18 protein-coding genes are annotated in these 16,910 nt (G+C 62.1%); 10 read left to right on the top strand and 8 right to left on the bottom strand.

The features are described 5' to 3' along the window. From mdcE to BUA36_RS10155, 4 genes are read left to right on the top strand one after another with little or no spacing between them, the layout of a single operon-like run. Nucleotides 1-717 carry a biotin-independent malonate decarboxylase subunit gamma gene (gene mdcE, locus BUA36_RS10170; RefSeq protein WP_072784074.1) on the top strand — a complete coding sequence of 239 codons (717 nt, stop codon included), beginning with the start codon at nucleotides 1-3 and terminating at the stop codon, nucleotides 715-717. 16 nt (nucleotides 718-733) lie between these two features. Beyond that, the gene (mdcG, locus tag BUA36_RS10165; RefSeq protein WP_084560089.1) at nucleotides 734-1,375 is read left to right on the top strand and encodes a malonate decarboxylase holo-[acyl-carrier-protein] synthase; all 642 of its coding nucleotides are present in this window, start codon (nucleotides 734-736) and stop codon (nucleotides 1,373-1,375) included. After that, a complete protein-coding gene (mdcB, locus tag BUA36_RS10160) occupies nucleotides 1,375-2,280 on the top strand; it encodes a triphosphoribosyl-dephospho-CoA synthase MdcB (protein WP_072784631.1) in 906 nt (301 codons plus the stop codon). The genes mdcG and mdcB overlap by 1 nt, the downstream gene beginning before the upstream one ends. After that, on the top strand, nucleotides 2,277-3,188 hold the full coding sequence (locus BUA36_RS10155) for an acyltransferase domain-containing protein (RefSeq protein ID WP_072784072.1): 912 nt from the start codon (nucleotides 2,277-2,279) through the stop codon (nucleotides 3,186-3,188). Before mdcB ends, BUA36_RS10155 begins: the two co-directional genes overlap by 4 nt. On the opposite strand, the gene trxC is transcribed toward BUA36_RS10155, so the two are convergent. The 3 genes from trxC to BUA36_RS10140 all read right to left on the bottom strand — a co-directional run bounded on the left by trxC (nucleotide 3,185) and on the right by BUA36_RS10140 (nucleotide 6,280). Next, the gene (gene trxC / locus BUA36_RS10150; RefSeq protein ID WP_072784071.1) at nucleotides 3,185-3,643 is read right to left on the bottom strand and encodes a thioredoxin TrxC; all 459 of its coding nucleotides are present in this window, start codon (nucleotides 3,641-3,643) and stop codon (nucleotides 3,185-3,187) included. The genes BUA36_RS10155 and trxC overlap by 4 nt on opposite strands. Nucleotides 3,644-3,765: 122 nt before the next feature. Next, nucleotides 3,766-4,392 (bottom strand): TIGR01841 family phasin, encoded by a 627-nt coding sequence (phaP, locus tag BUA36_RS10145; RefSeq protein WP_072784070.1) that lies wholly within the window; start codon nucleotides 4,390-4,392, stop codon nucleotides 3,766-3,768. A 256-nt stretch (nucleotides 4,393-4,648) separates the two neighbouring features. Next, entirely contained in the window at nucleotides 4,649-6,280 is a 1,632-nt protein-coding gene (locus tag BUA36_RS10140; protein WP_072784069.1) for an OFA family MFS transporter, read from the bottom strand. A 204-nt stretch (nucleotides 6,281-6,484) separates the two neighbouring features. On the opposite strand from BUA36_RS10140, the gene BUA36_RS10135 reads away from it, so the two are divergent. Both BUA36_RS10135 and BUA36_RS10130 read left to right on the top strand, forming a co-directional pair. Beyond that, the gene (locus BUA36_RS10135; RefSeq protein WP_072784068.1) at nucleotides 6,485-6,811 is read left to right on the top strand and encodes a flagellar basal body rod C-terminal domain-containing protein; all 327 of its coding nucleotides are present in this window, start codon (nucleotides 6,485-6,487) and stop codon (nucleotides 6,809-6,811) included. 34 nt (nucleotides 6,812-6,845) lie between these two features. Next, nucleotides 6,846-8,375 carry a class I adenylate-forming enzyme family protein gene (locus BUA36_RS10130; RefSeq protein ID WP_072784067.1) on the top strand — a complete coding sequence of 510 codons (1,530 nt, stop codon included), beginning with the start codon at nucleotides 6,846-6,848 and terminating at the stop codon, nucleotides 8,373-8,375. On the opposite strand, the gene BUA36_RS10125 is transcribed toward BUA36_RS10130, so the two are convergent. Further along, the gene (locus BUA36_RS10125) at nucleotides 8,355-9,326 is read right to left on the bottom strand and encodes an Lnb N-terminal periplasmic domain-containing protein (RefSeq protein ID WP_072784066.1); all 972 of its coding nucleotides are present in this window, start codon (nucleotides 9,324-9,326) and stop codon (nucleotides 8,355-8,357) included. The two genes, BUA36_RS10130 and BUA36_RS10125, sit on opposite strands and share 21 nt — an antisense overlap. A gap of 232 nt (nucleotides 9,327-9,558) precedes the next feature. On the opposite strand from BUA36_RS10125, the gene BUA36_RS10120 reads away from it, so the two are divergent. After that, entirely contained in the window at nucleotides 9,559-10,461 is a 903-nt protein-coding gene (locus BUA36_RS10120) for a LysR family transcriptional regulator (RefSeq protein WP_072784065.1), read from the top strand. 43 nt (nucleotides 10,462-10,504) lie between these two features. Here BUA36_RS10120 and BUA36_RS10115 read toward each other — a convergent pair whose 3' ends face one another. Continuing rightward, on the bottom strand, nucleotides 10,505-10,966 hold the full coding sequence (locus BUA36_RS10115) for a KGG domain-containing protein (RefSeq protein ID WP_072784064.1): 462 nt from the start codon (nucleotides 10,964-10,966) through the stop codon (nucleotides 10,505-10,507). 257 nt (nucleotides 10,967-11,223) lie between these two features. Here BUA36_RS10115 and BUA36_RS10110 point away from each other — a divergent pair, with 257 nt between their 5' ends. Together BUA36_RS10110 and BUA36_RS10105 are read left to right on the top strand one after the other, a co-directional pair. Further along, on the top strand, nucleotides 11,224-12,216 hold the full coding sequence (locus BUA36_RS10110; RefSeq protein ID WP_072784063.1) for a gamma-glutamyl-gamma-aminobutyrate hydrolase family protein: 993 nt from the start codon (nucleotides 11,224-11,226) through the stop codon (nucleotides 12,214-12,216). Nucleotides 12,217-12,309: 93 nt separating this feature from the next. Then, nucleotides 12,310-13,035 (top strand): substrate-binding periplasmic protein, encoded by a 726-nt coding sequence (locus BUA36_RS10105; RefSeq protein WP_072784062.1) that lies wholly within the window; start codon nucleotides 12,310-12,312, stop codon nucleotides 13,033-13,035. 1 nt (nucleotide 13,036) lies between these two features. On the opposite strand, the gene BUA36_RS10100 is transcribed toward BUA36_RS10105, so the two are convergent. Both BUA36_RS10100 and BUA36_RS10095 read right to left on the bottom strand, forming a co-directional pair. After that, entirely contained in the window at nucleotides 13,037-14,155 is a 1,119-nt protein-coding gene (locus tag BUA36_RS10100) for a YbdK family carboxylate-amine ligase (RefSeq protein ID WP_072784061.1), read from the bottom strand. Then, nucleotides 14,155-15,339 (bottom strand): cation:proton antiporter, encoded by a 1,185-nt coding sequence (locus BUA36_RS10095; protein WP_072784060.1) that lies wholly within the window; start codon nucleotides 15,337-15,339, stop codon nucleotides 14,155-14,157. The genes BUA36_RS10100 and BUA36_RS10095 overlap by 1 nt, the downstream gene beginning before the upstream one ends. An 86-nt stretch (nucleotides 15,340-15,425) precedes the next feature. Here BUA36_RS10095 and fghA point away from each other — a divergent pair, with 86 nt between their 5' ends. After that, nucleotides 15,426-16,268: an S-formylglutathione hydrolase gene (fghA, locus tag BUA36_RS10090; RefSeq protein ID WP_072784059.1), complete on the top strand. Its 843-nt coding sequence runs from the start codon at nucleotides 15,426-15,428 to the stop codon at nucleotides 16,266-16,268. Here the strand turns inward: fghA and BUA36_RS10085 are convergent. Further along, complete coding sequence (locus tag BUA36_RS10085; RefSeq protein ID WP_072784058.1) at nucleotides 16,258-16,839, bottom strand: DJ-1/PfpI family protein; 582 nt, start codon at nucleotides 16,837-16,839, stop codon at nucleotides 16,258-16,260. The genes fghA and BUA36_RS10085 overlap by 11 nt on opposite strands. Between the last annotated feature and the right edge of the window lie 71 nt (nucleotides 16,840-16,910).

The raw sequence follows: 16,910 nt of genomic DNA, 5'->3' as shown, positions 1-16,910 counted from the left end.
ATGGATTGGAAAAAACTGGCCGATGCCCTGTTCCCCGAAGGGCACGCGATCGTTGAACAGAATGACTTCCTGTGCGGCAGCGCGCAGGTGGATGGCAAAGCCGTTGTGGTGATCGGCACTACCGGCCACACGCCCATCGGCGTGGAAATCGCGCTGGCGCAAGCCACGGCCATCCTGCGCACGGTACGTGAGTTCCCCGGCATGCCGATCGTGATGCTGATTGATACGCAGGGCCAGCGCCTGCGTCATCGCGATGAAATGTTAGGCATCAACAGCTATATGGCGCATCTGGGCAAGTGCGTGGACCTGGCCCGCCGCCAGGGCCATAAGATCATCGGTCTGGTATATGACCAGGCGCTGTCGGGCGGTTTCATCACCAGCGGCCTGATGGCGGATGCCTGCCACGCCCTGCCCGATGCGACCATCCGCGTCATGGGCCTGCCCGCCATGGCGCGCATCACCAAGGTGCCGGAAGAGCTGCTGACTGAACTGGCGCAGAGCAATCCAGTGTTTGCACCAGGGCCGGAGAACTACCTGCGCATGGGCGGCCTGGAATCGATCTGGGATGGCGACCTGGCTGCGCATTTGCGCACAGCGCTGGCACAGCAAACGCAGGGAGACCAGCGCAGCGCGCTGGGCCTGCAACGCGGCGGGCGTCGTCTGGCGCAACCGGTGATTGATGCAGTGGTCTCTGGCGGTCATGTCCAGCGTCACTGAATCTGTTGAGCGGCACATGCTGGCCTGGCTGACAGAAGCCGGCTGGCGCTCGGTCATGCGCTCGGCGCAGAACGAGCATATGCTGGCGCTGAAACTGTGGCAAAGCCAGGACTGGCCGCTTGTGGTGCGCCGCCTGGACGCCGATGCGGCGCCTGACGAAGTCTGTCTGGGCCTGCCTTTGCCGCCGGACGAAGCCACCGGCGCCAAGATACGCATTTCGCTGCGCGTGCGCCGGGAGGAGATCGCCAAGACAAGGCCCGCGACCACGCTGCGCAGCAGTTTGCCATCAGCCAGCCCTTTCCGCGAGCGCTTAGCTGCCTTATGCGAGGAAGCGGGCGCTCTGGGTCTGCGCGTGTATGGATCGCTGGCCATGCAGACTCTGACCGGCATGCCTTATCTTTCACCCAGGTCGGATGTGGATGTGCTGTTTCATCCCGCCAGCCGCCAGCAGCTGGATCAAGGCATCGCGCTACTGGTCCGCCATGCTGTGTCGCTGCCGCTGGATGGCGAAGTCGTATTCCCCGGCGGCCAGGCCGTATCGTGGAAAGAATGGCAGTTGGCGATGACGCATCCGGCCAAGGTCATGGTGAAAGCATTGCAGTCCGTGCGGCTGGCCGATACCGCCTCGCTGCTGGCGACGTTGCAGGAGGCCTCGTGATACCTCAATCCAGCCTGCGGCCAGCGCCACGCGTCACCCCGGCCCCGCACCTGAGCCACGCTGAGCGCACTGCATTTGCACGTGAAGTGGCACGACTGGCGGTGCGCAGCCTGCACGCGGAGCTATGCCTGTATCCCAAGCCTGGCCTGGTGTCGCCCGTAGACAGCGGCAGTCACGATGATATGGATGCGGGCACTTTCATGCGCAGCATGTTCTCGCTGCGGCACTACTTCCGGAAAATCTGTCTGGCGGGATGGGATGGCGCACCGTTCGCGCAACTGAAGCAGCTGGGCATCGCAGCCGAGACAGCGATGCTGAAGGCGACCAGCGGCATCAACACCCACCGCGGTGCGATTTTCAGCCTCGGCATGCTGTGCGCCACTGCTGGCCGCGCCCGCGCGCAAGGTACGCCCATGACGCCGGCCGCGTTGCGCGCTGCGATGCTGATACGCTGGGGCGAGGAACTCGCCATGCACGCCGCCCCTGCCGGAGCCGCGCCAAGCAATGGCTTGCGCGTCGCCGCGCAGTATGCGGTGAGCGGCGCACGCGAGGAAGGTGCATTGGGCCTGCCATCCGTATTTGAAGTCGGCCTGCCCGCCATGCTCGCCTCGCGCGAACGCGGCGCCACCGTGACCGAAGAACGCGTCGATACGCTGTACACGCTGATGGCCCACATCAGCGACAGCAACATCTACCACCGCGCCGGGCCGCACGGTGCGCAGATCGTCCGCGAACACGCGCAGCACTTCCTGGCCCAGGGCGGCACCGCCAACCTCAATTGGCTTGCCCATGCGGTCGACAGTCACCGCACCTTCGTGCGGCACCGCCTTTCGCCAGGCGGCGCGGCCGATCTGCTGGCGGCCTGCTGCCTAGTGCAGTCGATTGCGGCAATGGACAAGCCATGAGCTATCCGCGCCTGCTGCTGCTGTGCCCCGGACAAGGCGACCAGCATCCCGACATGTTCAATCTGGCGCGCACCAGTCCTGCCGCATCGGCACTGCTGGATAGCTTGCCTGGCATTGCCGCCATGAGCAGCGCCGACATCTACGCCAACCGCAATGCTCAGCCACTCATCGTGGCCGCAACGCTGGGCATGTGGGAAGCCATCCGCGATATCGCACCGCCGCCTGCGCTGGTGGCAGGTTACAGCGTCGGCGAGCTCTCGGCTTACAGCGTGGCGGGGGCGGTCACGCCAGCACAGGCCATCGCACTTGCCACTCAACGCGCACAGCTGATGGACGATTGCCAGCGAGCTGCGCCGGGACAGGCGCTGGTCACCATCAGCGGCTTGCCGCTGACCAGCGCCAGCACACTGGCTGCCGCTTACGGCTATCACGTCAGCATAGAAACGGGCGAAGACAGCTGCATCACCGGCGGGCCTGATGCGCAGGCAGACGCGCTGCAGCAGGCAATTGAAGCGTCAGGCGCGCGTAGCAAACGGCTGCCGGTGGCCGTGGCGTCGCATACGCCGTATATGCAGGACGCGGTATCGCCATTTGCCGCAGCGCTCGACGCAGCCGCATTTCAGGCGATGCAAGCCCCGGTGATAGCGGGGATCAGCGCTGCGCCAGTCAGCACGCGCGCCGCGGCCATCGACACCCTCTCGCGCCAGCTCGCAGAAAAAATCCGCTGGCTATCCTGCATGGATGCAGCAGCCGAAGCGGGCATCACGGCCGCGCTGGAACTTGGCCCCGGCGGCGCGCTATCGAAAATGCTGCAGAACCGTCATCCGCAGATCGCCACGCGTTCGGTCGCGGACTTCCGTACGCTGGACGGCATCGGCAAATGGCTGGACCGCGCACTCGACACCTAGCGCATATTCTGCGTCGCCCAGGCGATGATATTGGATGCATCCATCGCGCCCGGCTGGCGCGCAATTTCGCGGCCGCCCTTAAACAGGGCCAGCGTCGGAATGCTGCGGATCGCATAACGCGCTGCCAGATCCTGGGCCTGCTCCGTATCGACCTTCACCACACGGAACTGCGGCTCCAGCCGTTGCGCCGCTTGCGCATAAAACGGCGCCATGGTACGGCACGGTCCGCACCATGGCGCCCAGAAATCCACCAGCACGGGGATATCGCTACGTTCGATATGCTTGAGGAAGCGTGCACTGCTCAGGTCCACCGGCGCCCCGGTGAACAAGGCTTTCTGGCACTTGCCGCACACCGGCTCGGCCGACAGCCTGGCGGCGGGTACGCGGTTGACCGCGTCGCAATGGGGGCAGACGATATGCAGCGACTCAGTTTGCGCGGCGCTTGAGGTTGTCATTGTTTATCTCCAAACAGCTCAGTACAGGCTGAGCATGATAATCCAAGGACAAAAAAAATGCCGCACGAGGGACCTCGCTTCCCTCGCACGGCACGTCAACCCTTGATCAGTAACAGGGCTGCTCAAGGCTCCTTGCGGGCCGTTGGCTGCTTGCTACCCTGCGCGGCGGCCTGCGGCGGCACGGCGTGGCCACCTTGGACATTACCGCCATCACGGCCGTCCGTGCCGTTGGTAGCACTTTGCATGGTCTGGCTGCCACGGCTCTCATTGCCGCGACCATAGCGGGCGCCATTACCGACGGAGAAAGGATCACTGAATTTTTCGACCGCATCCTGATGGTTGCGCAGGGTCTTTGCCGTTTCTTCCGACGTCACACGGGCGACTTCCTCCGCCAGTGCTTTCGCCGTGCGGCTGGTTTCCTGTATGTGCTCTTCGGCGACTTTGGACAGGTCAACATGCGTATCGGCGGCAATGCGCGACAAATGTTGCTGGTAGGCGCGCAGTTTTTCCGCTGCCGGCTGGGCATGGGCGGCGGCGGCGGCCAGTGCTTCGGTTGGCCGGTGCGACGTGATGATGGTCTGGCCGACCTGCGTCCCCTCTTCCAGCAGGGTTTGGGCCAGTTGCAGATTCAGATCGCTGTATTGCTGAACCGTATGAAACAGCGACTTTGACATGTCATTAAAGAACGACAGTTGCGCTTCCAGATGGTTTTTTGCTGCTGGGGTAACAGACTGAGAAAATGGATACATACTTACCTCTAAAGTGAAAGAGAAATGGCAGGGGAATTTGTCCAACAGATTCGACACCGCGCGTGCGGTGCGAACACCAAGGCTACGTTAGCGCCACACGATTCGTTTGATCTGCATCAAACATGCCGGGGCCATTCGACGCCGATCCGTCTGTATCCAGACAATTCCTACACCATCCCTTCCCACATTCCTAGGCAGGCAAATAAAAACGGGGCCGCTTCAAAGCGGCCCCGTCGGAACAAGCTACAACTGCGGTTTATTTAAACAGCACAGCAGCTTTCTGCACCGTCAGGGCAATGCCGATGGCCAGCGGGATGCCCACCGCCAGCCAGCCGAAGACCACCGCCAGCGGGCTGGTCTTGCCATTCGACGCCACCGTCGTGCTGTTGAGCGCAGCGACATCACGCTCATGCGCCAGTTTCTTCTCGGCAGCCAGTTCCGCTTCGGTCATGAAGTGCTTGTCTGCCACCGGGCGTACCAGCAGGTTGCAGATCAGGCCAACCACCAGCAGGGCAGCCAGCACGTACATGGTGATATCGTAGGCTTGCGCTTTTGCCACGCCATGGGCCAGCTGATACTCGCGCAGATAGCCGATCAGGATAGGACCAAACACGCCGGCGGCGGCCCAGGCGGTCAACAGGCGGCCGTGGATCGCGCCCACCATCTGGGTACCGAACAGGTCGGCCAGGTAAGCCGGCACCGTCGCAAAGCCACCGCCATACATCGACAGGATGATGCAGAAGAACGCCACGAACAGCTGCAGATTGCCGCTATGCGCCATCGATGGAATCGCGCCATACAGCGCAATGCCCAGCACGAAGAAGATGCTGTAAGTCGCCTTGCGGCCCAGGAAGTCCGAGCACGAGGCCCACACGAAGCGGCCGCAGATATTGAACAGCGACAGCAAGCCCGCAAAGCCGGCGGCAATCGATGCAATCTTGGCCTTCTCGCCCGCGTCCAGCTCATTGAAGGTTTTGGCGACGCCAAGCAACTGGCCGCCAAAGATCTCTTGCAGCAGCGGCGACGCCATGCCCAGAATGCCGATACCGGCAGTAACGTTCAGGCACAGTACCAGCCAGACCAGCCAGAATTGCGGAATGCCCCACACCTTGCTGGCGTGCACGTGGCGGTTGGTAATCATGCCATTGGCCTTGGCCACCGGTGGCGTCCAGCCTTCCGGTTTCCAGCCGGCCTGCGGCACGCGGTAAGCCAGCGCGCCAGCGATCATGAAGACAAAGTAGATGGCGGCCATCACCAGGAAGGTTTCCCACACGCCGACAGAAGCCGGGGTGGCGAAATACTTCATCAGCTTGTCCGCGAGCGGCGCGCCAATCACGGCGCCGCCGCCGAAGCCCATGATCGCCATGCCGGTCGCCATGCCGCGACGGTCAGGGAACCATTTGATCAGCGTCGATACCGGCGAAATATAGCCCAGACCCAGGCCGATACCACCGATCACGCCCGAACCCAGCCACATCAGCCAGATCTGATGCTGGTACACGCCCAGCGCCGAGATCACCAGGCCGCCGCACCAGCACACGGCCGACACCACGCCGGCCTTGCGCGGACCAGCGTGCTCCAGCCAGCCGCCGAACAGCCATGCGGCCAGGCCCAGGAACACGAAGAACATGGTGTACATCCAGCCCAGCATGGAAATCTGCCAGTCGCAGGTAGCCGAGAAGATGCGTTCTAGCAGGCCGATATCAGCCGCGCAGGCAATCGATTCCTTGATGCCCAGCGCCTTGGACAGCGGCAGCCAGAACACCGAAAAACCATACGCCATGCCGATGCACAGATGGATTGCCAGCGCCGCCGGCGGCACCAGCCAACGGTTAAAACCTGCACCGGCAACGGTGCGTTCTTTTTCTAGAAAATCAAACAAAGCCATTCACTTTTCCCCACATTGCGTTTTTTATGAACAATAAAGCGCGCAAGGGTAGCACAAAAACAATTCTTATGGGAAACGTTTCAAATCGTAAAGTGTGAGCTATCCGGAAAGTTACAACAGCCGCTCGCCTAAAATTTAATCAATCCGTGCATTTCAGCCCGCATCGGAGTACACTACAGATATTACCGAAGGGAAATAACGAACATGGCCATCGCCGCACTTAGCTCTGGAGTTACCGGTCTCAACGCCGCTGAACGCGCGTTGGGCAATAGCGCGCACGCGATCGCCAACATCGGCACCCAGGGCTTCCAGCCCCAACAGGCGACGTTTGCGGAAAACACGCCAGCCGGCACGGGCGTCTCGATTTCAACGCGCGGCCAGGAGTTGCTCAAGGTGGATGCCCCCAGCGCCACCAATCTGGCCACCGAAACCACCAATTCACTGGTCTACAAGGCGCAATTCAACCTGTCGGCCAAGGTGGTACAGGCCGCAGACCAGAATATCGGCACCCTGATCAACATCAAGGCTTGATCGCCGCCGGCCGTATCGGCCACAATGCGCGGTAATGAAGACCCTCAACACCGCTGAACTGCTGGCATCCCTGCCCGCCCGTATTTCCGACATTCCGCGCCGCTGGGCCGCGCACTCCCCGCAAGCGCCCGTGCTGCACGACGGCCAACGCCACTGGACCTACGCCGAACTGGCAAACGCCATCGACGACACGGCCGCCAAGCTGCGTGGCTGGCAACTTCGGCCCGGAGACCGGCTGGCCGTGGTCGGTGAAAACTGCGTCGCGCAAGTGGTGCTGAGTTTTGCAGCGGCCGCCGTGGACGCATGGCTGGTCCACATCAACGGCCGCCTGTCGCCGCGCGAAGTGGAAGTTGTGCTGCGTCATAGCGACGCCCGGCTGGCGATCTACCTCGCCTCGCCCGCCTCGCCGGAGACCGCCGCCCATGCCAGGCACAATGCGGCTGTCGCCGTCGATACCCCGCTCGGCACCTGGATGCTGGGCGCATTGAATGCCGATTGCACGCCGGAGCCCGTGGATGCAAGCAGCGGGCAGGTCGCCGCGCTGCTTTACACGACTGGCACCACCGGCAATCCCAAAGGCGTGATGCTCACCCACCGCAATCTGCTGTTCATCGCCGCCGTCTCCAGCACGCTGCGCGGCCTGACGCCGTCCGACCGCGCCTATGGCGTGCTGCCGATTACCCACGTCTACGGACTGACATCGGTCATGCTGGGGACTTTATATGCGGGAGCCTGCCTGTATCTGGCGCCGCGCTTTACGCCTGATGGACTGCTGCATGCCTTGCAGGCACACCGCCTGACGATCGTACAGGGCGTTCCCGCCATGTATGCGCGCCTGCTGGAACAGCTGGGCGGCACACCGCAAAAACTCGAGACGCAGTTGCGCTTTGCCTACGCGGGCGGATCGCCGCTGCCGCCGTCATTGAAAACGCAGGTTGAACAGCTGCTTGGCCTGCCACTGCACAATGGCTACGGCCTCACCGAAGCCGCGCCCACCGTGAGCCAGACCCGTCTCGACCAGCCGCGCGGCGATACCTCGGTCGGCCACGCCATTCCCGGCGTCGAAGTGCGCGTGACGGGCGGCGAAGCCGGCGAGCTGTGGATACGCGGCCCCAACGTCATGCGCGGCTACTACAGACAACCCGAATTGACCGCCGCCGTGATCGATGCCGACGGCTGGCTGAATACCGGCGACATGGTACGCCAGGATGCCGACGGCGCGCTGTTCATCGTCGGCCGTACCAAGGAGCTGATTATCCGCGCCGGTTTCAACGTCTATCCGCTGGAAGTGGAGACTGTGTTGAACGCTCATGCCGCCGTCACGCAATCGGCTGTCGTCGGCCGCAGTCTTGGAGATGGCGACGAAGAGGTGGTGGCGTATGTGGAGCTGGCCCCGCAGCACACCGTCAGCACGGACGAGTTGCTGCGTTATGCGGCCAGCCAGCTGGCGCCGTACAAACGCCCGGCGCGTATCATCGCCATGGCCACTCTGCCCGCTGCGGCCAGCGGCAAAATCCTCAAGCACCAGCTCCGGCAAATGGCGTCAGTGACGGATACGGTCTGAGAAGTTCTGCGCTGTGCCGGCGGCACGGGCCTTGTCGGTGATGTGCTGCCCTGGCCCGGCCAGCGCGCCAATCTCTTTCAGATAATCGCCCAGATAGCCGGAAGCCAGCAAGCGCCAGTCCAGCGGCAGCCCTGGTGAAATCCGCTTGGCCATCTGATAGACGATGGTGGTGCAGTTGGCGGTCAGCGTATCGTAGAAACGCGGCTCACGTTTGAGCTGCTCCCCTTCGTCCAGGTATGCAAGGAACAGGGAACGCATCATCTCCGGCGGCATCCGGAGCCGGTACAGCCACATATCCTCGCCGCGCACATTGGTACGCACGCGCAGGATGTCGCGTTCATCGGCGGCGATCAGCACTGTTTCATAGCGTTTGAAGAAGCCCGCCAGCGCATCAAAGCTTTCGCCGCGCTCCTTGCGGATCTCGATGGAGAAGGTCAGATAGCGTCCGTCCGCAAAGCCGAACGACACCAGCGTATGGGCAATCGCAGGCCCCATCCAGTAAGACAGAGCCACATCCACGGAGCGCAGCTGATTCAGGTCGTACTGGCGCGGCTCCCAGCGGACCGTATAGTCGTCATCCGTGCGCCAGTCAAAATTGCGCACCAGGTCCAGCGTGACGATGCTGCCGTCCACCGTGCCGGTCACCATGCGGGCGACATCGTCCGCCCACAGGCGATTGTGGGACGGCTTGATGGTACTCCACCAGCCCATCATGGCCAGCAGCGCCACCAGCCAGACAGCAGGCGGCAGCCAGCTACGCCGCCACAGAAAAACCAGGGCCGCCAGACTGCCCGCGATCCATACCGCCAGCGCCAGCTTGCGCAAGATGGCGCTGGTGGTATGGATCGCGGGCAGCTGGAACCACAGCGCGCCTGTACCCCATGCGGCCAATGCCGCAACGATCAGTGAGCCAAGTAGCATGAGGGCGAAAACGACATATCGTTTAGTCATGCCCTCATTATGAGGCCTAATCCTCCCGGTCGTCGACTCCGCCGGCACGTCCGATCTGGACGCAGATGATTTTTACTGCAATACTCAGCACCACGCCGATCACGCCCAGTACACCGATCATTCCCAACATGGCAGGTTCCGTATATGAAGAAGAGACACTTCACTTTAACGGCCGGGCCGGATTTGATCCAATATCAAAAACGGCGGCCATCTATCTCGAAACGGCATAACGGTGATTTCGCTTAAACAGTTTAAATATTTTATAGAGATCGTGGAGGCCGGCAGCTACTCGCGCGCGGCCGAAAAGCTGTACATCGCCCAGTCGGCGCTGAGCCGCCAGATCAAGGAGCTGGAAGACGAGCTGCAAACGCCGCTGCTCACGCGCGACGCCCGCCAGTTCGAGCTGACGCCGGCCGGCCAGCTGTTTTTCGAACGCGGCAAACGCATCCTGGAAGATATCGACGACACGCTGGTGCAGGCACGCCACGTGGGCAAAGGTGCGCAAGGCGTGATCCGTTTGCAGCATTCAAGTTCGGTGATCCTCACACCGCGCATCAGCAACGCGCTGGCTCAAGCGCTGGAGGTGCATGCCGGAGTGACGCTGGATGTCTCCATGCTGCCGTCGGAAAATCAGACACTGGAAATTGAAGAAGGCCGCGCGGATATCGGGCTGGTGCGCCTGCCCACCTTGCGCCGCCATCCGCACATCCAGGTGCAGGACATCGGCAGTGAAAAATTGATGGTGGCCGTGCCGCAGCACTCGCCGCTCGCGGCACTGGAGAATGTGGACCTGGCGCAGTTGAGCGAATACGCTTTTATCTCGATACCGCACAAAGACCGTGGTGGCCTGAGCTATCTGGTGGCGAACCTGTGCCTGGAACTGGGCTTCTTCCCCAAACCAGCCCGTGCGCTGTCGCGTAAGTCCTCGCAGCTAAATCTGATTGCAGCAGGCCTGGGGATTGCCATTGTGCCGGAATGCATGCAGCTGACCGCACCACCGGGTGTACGTTTCATCACGCTATCGCATGGCCGCTTGATGACCACCGTCGGCATGGCGACACGGCGCGAGGCTGATCCCTTGATCACCGCCTTTGCCACCACACTGTTGGCCGGGCTGGATGCCATCCAAACGTAAAAACGGCGGCCTGTGGCCGCCGTTCAACCGAGACTAACAGCGGTTATTTGTCATTTTTATGGCTTTGACGGCCTGCCTCTGCGTGTTGTTCCGGGGTGCCGCCGCGCGTGCTTCCGGACGAACCGGATTTGCTGTCGCTGCTACCGCCGGTGCCACTACCGCTGCTACCGCTGCCGCCGGATTGTTTGCTGCTGCCACTGTCACCGCTGGAGCTGCGCGAACCGCTCGAACTGCCGCTCTGCTGATTGCCGTCGTTCTTGTGGCTTTGGCTACCGGCTTCGCGCGCTTCTTCCGACGTGAATTCATGCGCGTTGCCGGAAGCATGGGCGGCACGGCCGCCCTCGGCAGCAATCTCGCGCTGGCGTTCAGGGTCCATGGAAGCAAAACCACGGTTGCTGGTATCACTCTGCTGGCTCTTACCTCCCTGTTCGCCTTGCTTGGATTGCTTGCTGTCCTGGCTGCCTTGATTGCCTTGGCCCTGATTGCCTTGATTTGAGTTTGCCATGATATGTATCTCCGAAAGTGAATGTATTCCTGGACTAGCAGGCCGCTTGTCGGCACACGCCAGGGAGTAGCCATGATGCGCGCTCTGGACAGGTACACCTAGGGCATGCAGCCTGTGCCCGCGTAGGACATTCCTTGCTTATTCAGACCCACGGTCACCAATGGCCGAGCCAGACGGTTGGCATCCCGATTGAACCGGGCGACTGATGACTTCGACGTGTGGCACACTAATGCCATACAAGACAGACAGGAATCAGCATGAGCGACGGACCAGACAGCAACGATCCGCAGCAGGTCAACCCGCATCGCCGCGCCAGCGACCAAGGTGAGCGGCGCAAGCAGGACCGCAAGACCCGTCATGACGGTGGCACGCCGCGCTACCTCGACCCTGGCGACACCGTGTTCAGCCTGTGGGGCCGCGTCATCATGGCGCGCTACCGGCGCATCGCGGCGGCGGCCACGCGGCACATCATCCAGCGGCCGCTGCACATCGGCGTCTCCGCGCGCATCTTCCATCCCGAGCCTGGCGCCACGGGCCTGCGCAGCAAGAACCTGCAATACCTTGAAGAGTCGATTGCACAATGGGTGATGTCGCGCGACGTGCTGGTGTTCATGATCCCGACCGTCAATACGGATGGCCTGCTCCACCCGTCCAACATCCGCCTGCGCGACTACGCCAGGCACCTGGACGGCCTGGTACTGCAAGGCGGCGCGGACGTTTCACCCCAAAGCTATTCCGAGGTGCCGACGCGGCCTGAATGGGGCGGCGACCGCGCGCGCGACATGTATGAACTGGAGCTACTGCACGAATTTGTCGAAGCGGGCAAGCCCGTGCTGGGCATCTGCCGTGGCTGCCAGCTCATCAACGTAGCGTTTGGCGGCACGCTGTACCAGGACATCGCCACCGATGTGCCGGATTCACTGGCCCACGTCAACGACGACTACGACCGCAACCGCCACGAAATCAGCTTCCCGGCCGGCTCCTCGCTGGCGCGCATGTTCAAAGGCAAAAGCACGGGACTCGTGAATTCCATCCACCACCAGGCCGTCAAGACACTGGGGCGTGACATGTCGGTGGAAGCCTTGTCGGTACCCGACAACATGATCGAAGCCATCCGCTACCGCAAGGCGCCGTTTGTGATGGGCCTCCAATGGCACCCCGAATTCCACCGCGCCGGCGGCGTCGAGCTGCTGGACTGCACCGGCATCCTCGACAACTTCCTGCGCGTCGCGCGCGAGACACGCTTTTAAACGACTAATAGTGATGCAATTAATGAATGTCTTTTGATCTTATGCCATCGCCCGGTGTAGACTGTTGGTCGTTGTGACACCGGATGGATTTTCATGAATCGCCTGCGTAGCGCCGCTGTGATCCTTGCCAGCCTGCTTGTTCCGCTGACCACCGTTGCGGAAGAGACGATACACGTCGCCTACAGCGAGCGGCCACCGTACATGGTGCCGCTGCCGGACGGCACGCCATCCGGCCTGACCGGTACGCCAACGGTCCACGCGTTCAAGACTGCCGGCATTCCCGTGCAGTGGCACAAGGTTCCCACCAACCGCCAGCTGGCGATGGTCAAGGACGCCAAAAGTCTGAACTGCGCGGTCGGCTGGTTCATGCTGCCGGACCGGCTGCAATACGCCAAGTTCACCAAGCCGATTTACCGTGATCGCACCTGGCTGGTGCTGACCAACGACGCCTTTGCCGCACGCGGCATCGCCACGCTGGACGAACTCACGCGGCAGCGCGACATCCGTGTACTGGTCAAGGATAACTATTCGTATGGCGGCCTGGATGCGTACATCCGGCAGTGGCATCCCGTGATGGCAGTGTCCACCGCGTCCACCGTAAAGATGGTGCAATCGGTCAGCAAGGGCGCCGTCGATCTCATGTTCGTATCGGACGAGGAAGGCAGCTACCTGCTCAAGCAGCACGCAGCTGATGCCAACAACCTGCGCCTGCTGTCATTGAAGGACATGCCGCGCGGTCCCGAACGCTACATCATGTGCAGCAAGGCGGTGCCGGACGAGGTGATCGCCCGCCTGAACAAGGCAATCACCTTCCGGTAGATCAGCGGCCGCGGAAGCGGTGAATCGCCGCGTCCACGACGCCTTCCACGCTGCCACTGCTGTCGAACTGCTGGCGCAGATAATGCGCGTCGCTGCCCTCGTGCGTGACCTGCACCAGATGCTGCAGGCCCGCCGTGCCGCCCAGCGCCACGCCATGCGGCTCCATCTTGCGCAGCGTGGTCAGGATATCCTCGCGCAGCGACAGGCTCTCGTACGTCTTCGGATGTACCACCGTGCCGTCCAGGCCAAAACGGCAAGCCTGGAAGCGGTTGTAGTTGTAGACCAGGTAGTCATCTTCGGCCGGTGGTTCTTCCTTGCGCTCCAGCAGATAGCGGCACAGCGCCTGCAGATACACCGCCAGCGCCGCCGCCCGCTCCACCGTCAGCGGCGTATCGCAGACACGCAGTTCGATGGTGCCGTATTCCGGCTTGGGGCGGATATCCCAGTAGAAGTCCTTCATGCTCTTGATCACGCCGGTGTGCTCCATCTTCGAGAAATACTCGTTCTCGAATGTGGACCAATGCTGCATGAACGGCGCGCGGCCGCTCATCGGGAATGCAAACACCGAATTCAGACGCGCGGAATTGAACAGCGTGTCATTACCTTGCACGTACGGCGACGACGACGACAGCGCGATAAAGTGCGGCACGTAGCGGCTCAGCGCATGCAGCAGGAACAGCGCATCGTCACCGGAGGCGCAGCCGATGTGCACGTGCTGGCCAAAGATCGTGAACTGCTTGGCCAGATAGCCATACAGCTCGGACACTTCCTTGAAGCGCGGCTTGGAGAAAATCCGCCGCTCCGCCCATTTCTGGAACGGGTGCGTACCGCCGCCGCAGATGCCTATGTTGAGCTGTTCGCCAGCCTGCACCAGCGTGTCGCGGATCAGCTGCAGCTGCGCCACCAGCTCGGTGTGATTGGTGTGCACATCGCTGTTAATCTCGATCATGCTCTCGGTGATCTCCGGCGTCACATTGCCGGGGAAAGGCTTGCGGTTCAACAGATGCAGCAGGTCCGGGCTGGACGCCGTCAGATCGAAGTCCGACAGGCTGACCAGTTGCAGCTCCAGCTCCACGCCCATGGTGAGCGGCTGCGATGATTTGAATTCTTCCAATGCCATTATTTAGCCTCCTTAGGGGTTTCGTCCGCCCAGTGCAGCGCGCGTTGCGTGATGACGGGGCCGACCACTTCCAGCAGCAGCGTCATCGCCGCCAGTGCGGCCAGTTCGTCCACCAGCACGATTCCCATGTATTTCGTCTGCTCCAGCAGCAGCGTGACAAACACCGACATCGGCGACAGCGCGATACCGGTCAGCAGGCCCTTGCGCCAGGTGATGCCGCTGACGTGCGCGAACGCGCCCACGCTGACCGCCTTGACCACAAAGCGCGCCAGCAGCAGCACGGCCGCCAGGCCGGCGCCATCGACCACGCGCTCCCATTCCAGCGTCGAGACGGCAAACACAAACAGCAGCACGGTCAGCAGCTCGCCGATGCCGCCAAAGTTACGCTCGGTGCGGCTGAACGCCACGCGCTTGTGGCGCGCCGTCAGGCCGAAGGTCAGCGTCGCCAGCACCGGCGACACGTCAAACGCGCGTGAGGCAGCCACCAGCAGGATCACGCCCAGCGCAAACGCAATCGTACCGTCACGCGCCAGCGCGCCCAGGCGGCGCAGCACCGGCGGCACGATGAAGCCCATTACGGCGCCCATTGCCGCCGACACCAGCAGCTCGATGCCGCTGTGCGACACCGCCTGCGTCAGGCTGCCGGAGGTCTGGAACACCCAGAACCCCACCACCACCTTGAATACAAACAGCGCAATCACGCTATTGATCGCCACCAGATGCAGCACCCGCTCGGTCACCTGGCCGGAACTGTCTTCTTCATTAATCACGCGCAGCACGCCGGCCGGCGAAGTGGACATGGCGAGCGACGCCAGTAACAGGGAGGTCAACGGCGGCATGCCGGTGAGATGCGCGATCAGATAAACCACGCCGAAGGTCGCCGCCGATTCCGCCAGGCCGCTGACCGCAATCCAGGGATTAATCCGCAGCCAGTGCAGATTGATGCGGTAACCAAATTCAAACAGGATCAGACCAAATGCGAGATTCGCCAGGATGGTCACATTGCTCGAGGCGCCGCTGCTGAGCGCTTCCGGAAAAGCCTGCGCCAGTAAAAAACCAATCAAACCGTAAACACTGATACGCGGCAGGCGCGTCCAGCGATGCACGAATTCACCCGTCAGCCATGCCACTGCAATTGCCAGCGGCCAGCCCAGATCAGCCAAGATGGCTTGAATATCCGGCATGTACTTCTCCTTTTTAAAGATACTTGTACAATTCTGACCTGATACCAGCTTTATCACTGTGCGCTGGAAAACATAAGGAAACAATTATGCTGGAAATGGTCAGTGAACACGCCTGCTACGGCGGGGTGCAGCGCTTCTACCGCCACGAATCGCGCGAGATCGGCCTGCCGATGCGCTTCTCGGTTTTTATTCCGCCGCAAGCGGCGCAAGGCCGCGTGCCTGCGCTGTTCTATCTCGCCGGCCTCACCTGCACCGAAGAGACCTTCATGGTCAAGGCAGGCGCACAGCGCATGGCCGCTGAACTGGGCCTGATGCTGATTGCGCCGGACACCAGCCCGCGCGGCGCCGGTGTGGACGGCGAAACCAACCACTGGGACTTCGGCCTCGGCGCCGGCTTCTATCTGGACGCCACCCAGCCCGAGTGGTCCAGACACTATCGCATGTACAGCTACATTCACGAATTGCGTGAACTGGTCAGCCAGGAACTGCCTGCCGATGCCCGGCGCATCGGCATCTTCGGCCATTCGATGGGCGGCCATGGCGCCCTGACGATGGCGCTGAAACGGCCCGACGTGTTCCGTTCCGTGTCCGCGTTTGCGCCAATCGCCGCGCCGTCGCTGTGCCCATGGGGGATCAAGGCCTTCACCGGTTATCTGGGCGAGGACAAGACCGCATGGGCGGCCTACGACGCCAGCCTGCTGATGGTGCAGGCGCACACGCCCTTCCCCAACGGCATCCTGATCGACCAAGGCCTGGGCGACAAATTCCTGCAGGAGCAGCTGTATCCGGAAGCGTTTGAAGCGGCCTGCCAGACCGCAGCGCAGCCGCTGACCTTACGTCGGCACCAGCGCTACGATCACGGCTACTACTTCATCTCGACCTTCATCGAAGACCACCTGCGCTTCCACGCGCGCAATCTTACAGCCTGATCTCCGTGCCCAGTTTTTGCAGCAGCTGGGCGATCCACGCGGGGTGCGCCGGCCATGCCGGCGCCGTCACGAAGATGCCGTCGGTGACCGCCTGGTCCACCGGAATGTCGGCATACTGCGCGCCTGCCAGCTTGACTTCCGGCGCGCAGGCCGGATAAGCGGAAATGGTCTTGCCGCGGATGACATCCGCTGCGGCCAGCAATTGCGCACCATGGCAGATCGCCGCGATTGGCTTGTTGGCGGCAGCGAACTGCTGGATCAGCTCAATCACGCGCGGCTTCAGGCGCAGGTACTCCGGCGCGCGGCCGCCGGCAATCGCCAGCGCATCGTACTTGCTGACATCGGCGTCGTCGAAGTTTGCATTCAGCGCAAACAGGTGGCCGGGCTTTTCGGTATAGGTCTGGTCGCCTTCAAAATCGTGGATGGCGGTCTTCACGGTGTCGCCGGCCTTCTTGTCCGGGCACACCGCATGCACCGTATGGCCCACCGCTTGCAGCGCCTGGAACGGCACCATGGTTTCATAGTCTTCTGCAAAGTCGCCCGTCAAAAACAGTATCTTTTTCGCTGCCACGGTAGATCCTTTCTGAGAAGTGAAAAGGGCCGCAATGTTTCCATTGCGGCCCTCCTATACTACCTTGTTTT

The organism is Duganella sacchari (genome assembly GCF_900143065.1).
Taxonomy (GTDB): domain Bacteria; phylum Pseudomonadota; class Gammaproteobacteria; order Burkholderiales; family Burkholderiaceae_D; genus Rugamonas; species Rugamonas sacchari.
The sequence above is the reverse complement of the archived record's forward strand: the minus strand, read 5'-3'. Positions and strand labels throughout refer to the sequence as shown.

Excerpts from the sequence above, each read along its gene's own strand:
- phaP (WP_072784070.1), bottom strand. The coding sequence starts at position 4,392 with ATGTATCCATTTTCTCAGTCTGTTACCCCAGCAGCAAAAAACCATCTG.
- BUA36_RS10155 (WP_072784072.1), top strand. The coding sequence starts at position 2,277 with ATGAGCTATCCGCGCCTGCTGCTGCTGTGCCCCGGACAAGGCGACCAG.
- BUA36_RS10095 (WP_072784060.1), bottom strand. The coding sequence starts at position 15,339 with ATGCCGGATATTCAAGCCATCTTGGCTGATCTGGGCTGGCCGCTGGCA.
- BUA36_RS10125 (WP_072784066.1), bottom strand. The coding sequence starts at position 9,326 with ATGACTAAACGATATGTCGTTTTCGCCCTCATGCTACTTGGCTCACTG.
- mdcE (WP_072784074.1), top strand. The coding sequence starts at position 1 with ATGGATTGGAAAAAACTGGCCGATGCCCTGTTCCCCGAAGGGCACGCG.
- BUA36_RS10105 (WP_072784062.1), top strand. The coding sequence starts at position 12,310 with ATGAATCGCCTGCGTAGCGCCGCTGTGATCCTTGCCAGCCTGCTTGTT.
- BUA36_RS10100 (WP_072784061.1), bottom strand. The coding sequence starts at position 14,155 with ATGGCATTGGAAGAATTCAAATCATCGCAGCCGCTCACCATGGGCGTG.
- trxC (WP_072784071.1), bottom strand. The coding sequence starts at position 3,643 with ATGACAACCTCAAGCGCCGCGCAAACTGAGTCGCTGCATATCGTCTGC.
- BUA36_RS10140 (WP_072784069.1), bottom strand. The coding sequence starts at position 6,280 with ATGGCTTTGTTTGATTTTCTAGAAAAAGAACGCACCGTTGCCGGTGCA.
- BUA36_RS10110 (WP_072784063.1), top strand. The coding sequence starts at position 11,224 with ATGAGCGACGGACCAGACAGCAACGATCCGCAGCAGGTCAACCCGCAT.
- BUA36_RS10115 (WP_072784064.1), bottom strand. The coding sequence starts at position 10,966 with ATGGCAAACTCAAATCAAGGCAATCAGGGCCAAGGCAATCAAGGCAGC.
- BUA36_RS10135 (WP_072784068.1), top strand. The coding sequence starts at position 6,485 with ATGGCCATCGCCGCACTTAGCTCTGGAGTTACCGGTCTCAACGCCGCT.
- fghA (WP_072784059.1), top strand. The coding sequence starts at position 15,426 with ATGCTGGAAATGGTCAGTGAACACGCCTGCTACGGCGGGGTGCAGCGC.
- mdcG (WP_084560089.1), top strand. The coding sequence starts at position 734 with ATGCTGGCCTGGCTGACAGAAGCCGGCTGGCGCTCGGTCATGCGCTCG.
- BUA36_RS10130 (WP_072784067.1), top strand. The coding sequence starts at position 6,846 with ATGAAGACCCTCAACACCGCTGAACTGCTGGCATCCCTGCCCGCCCGT.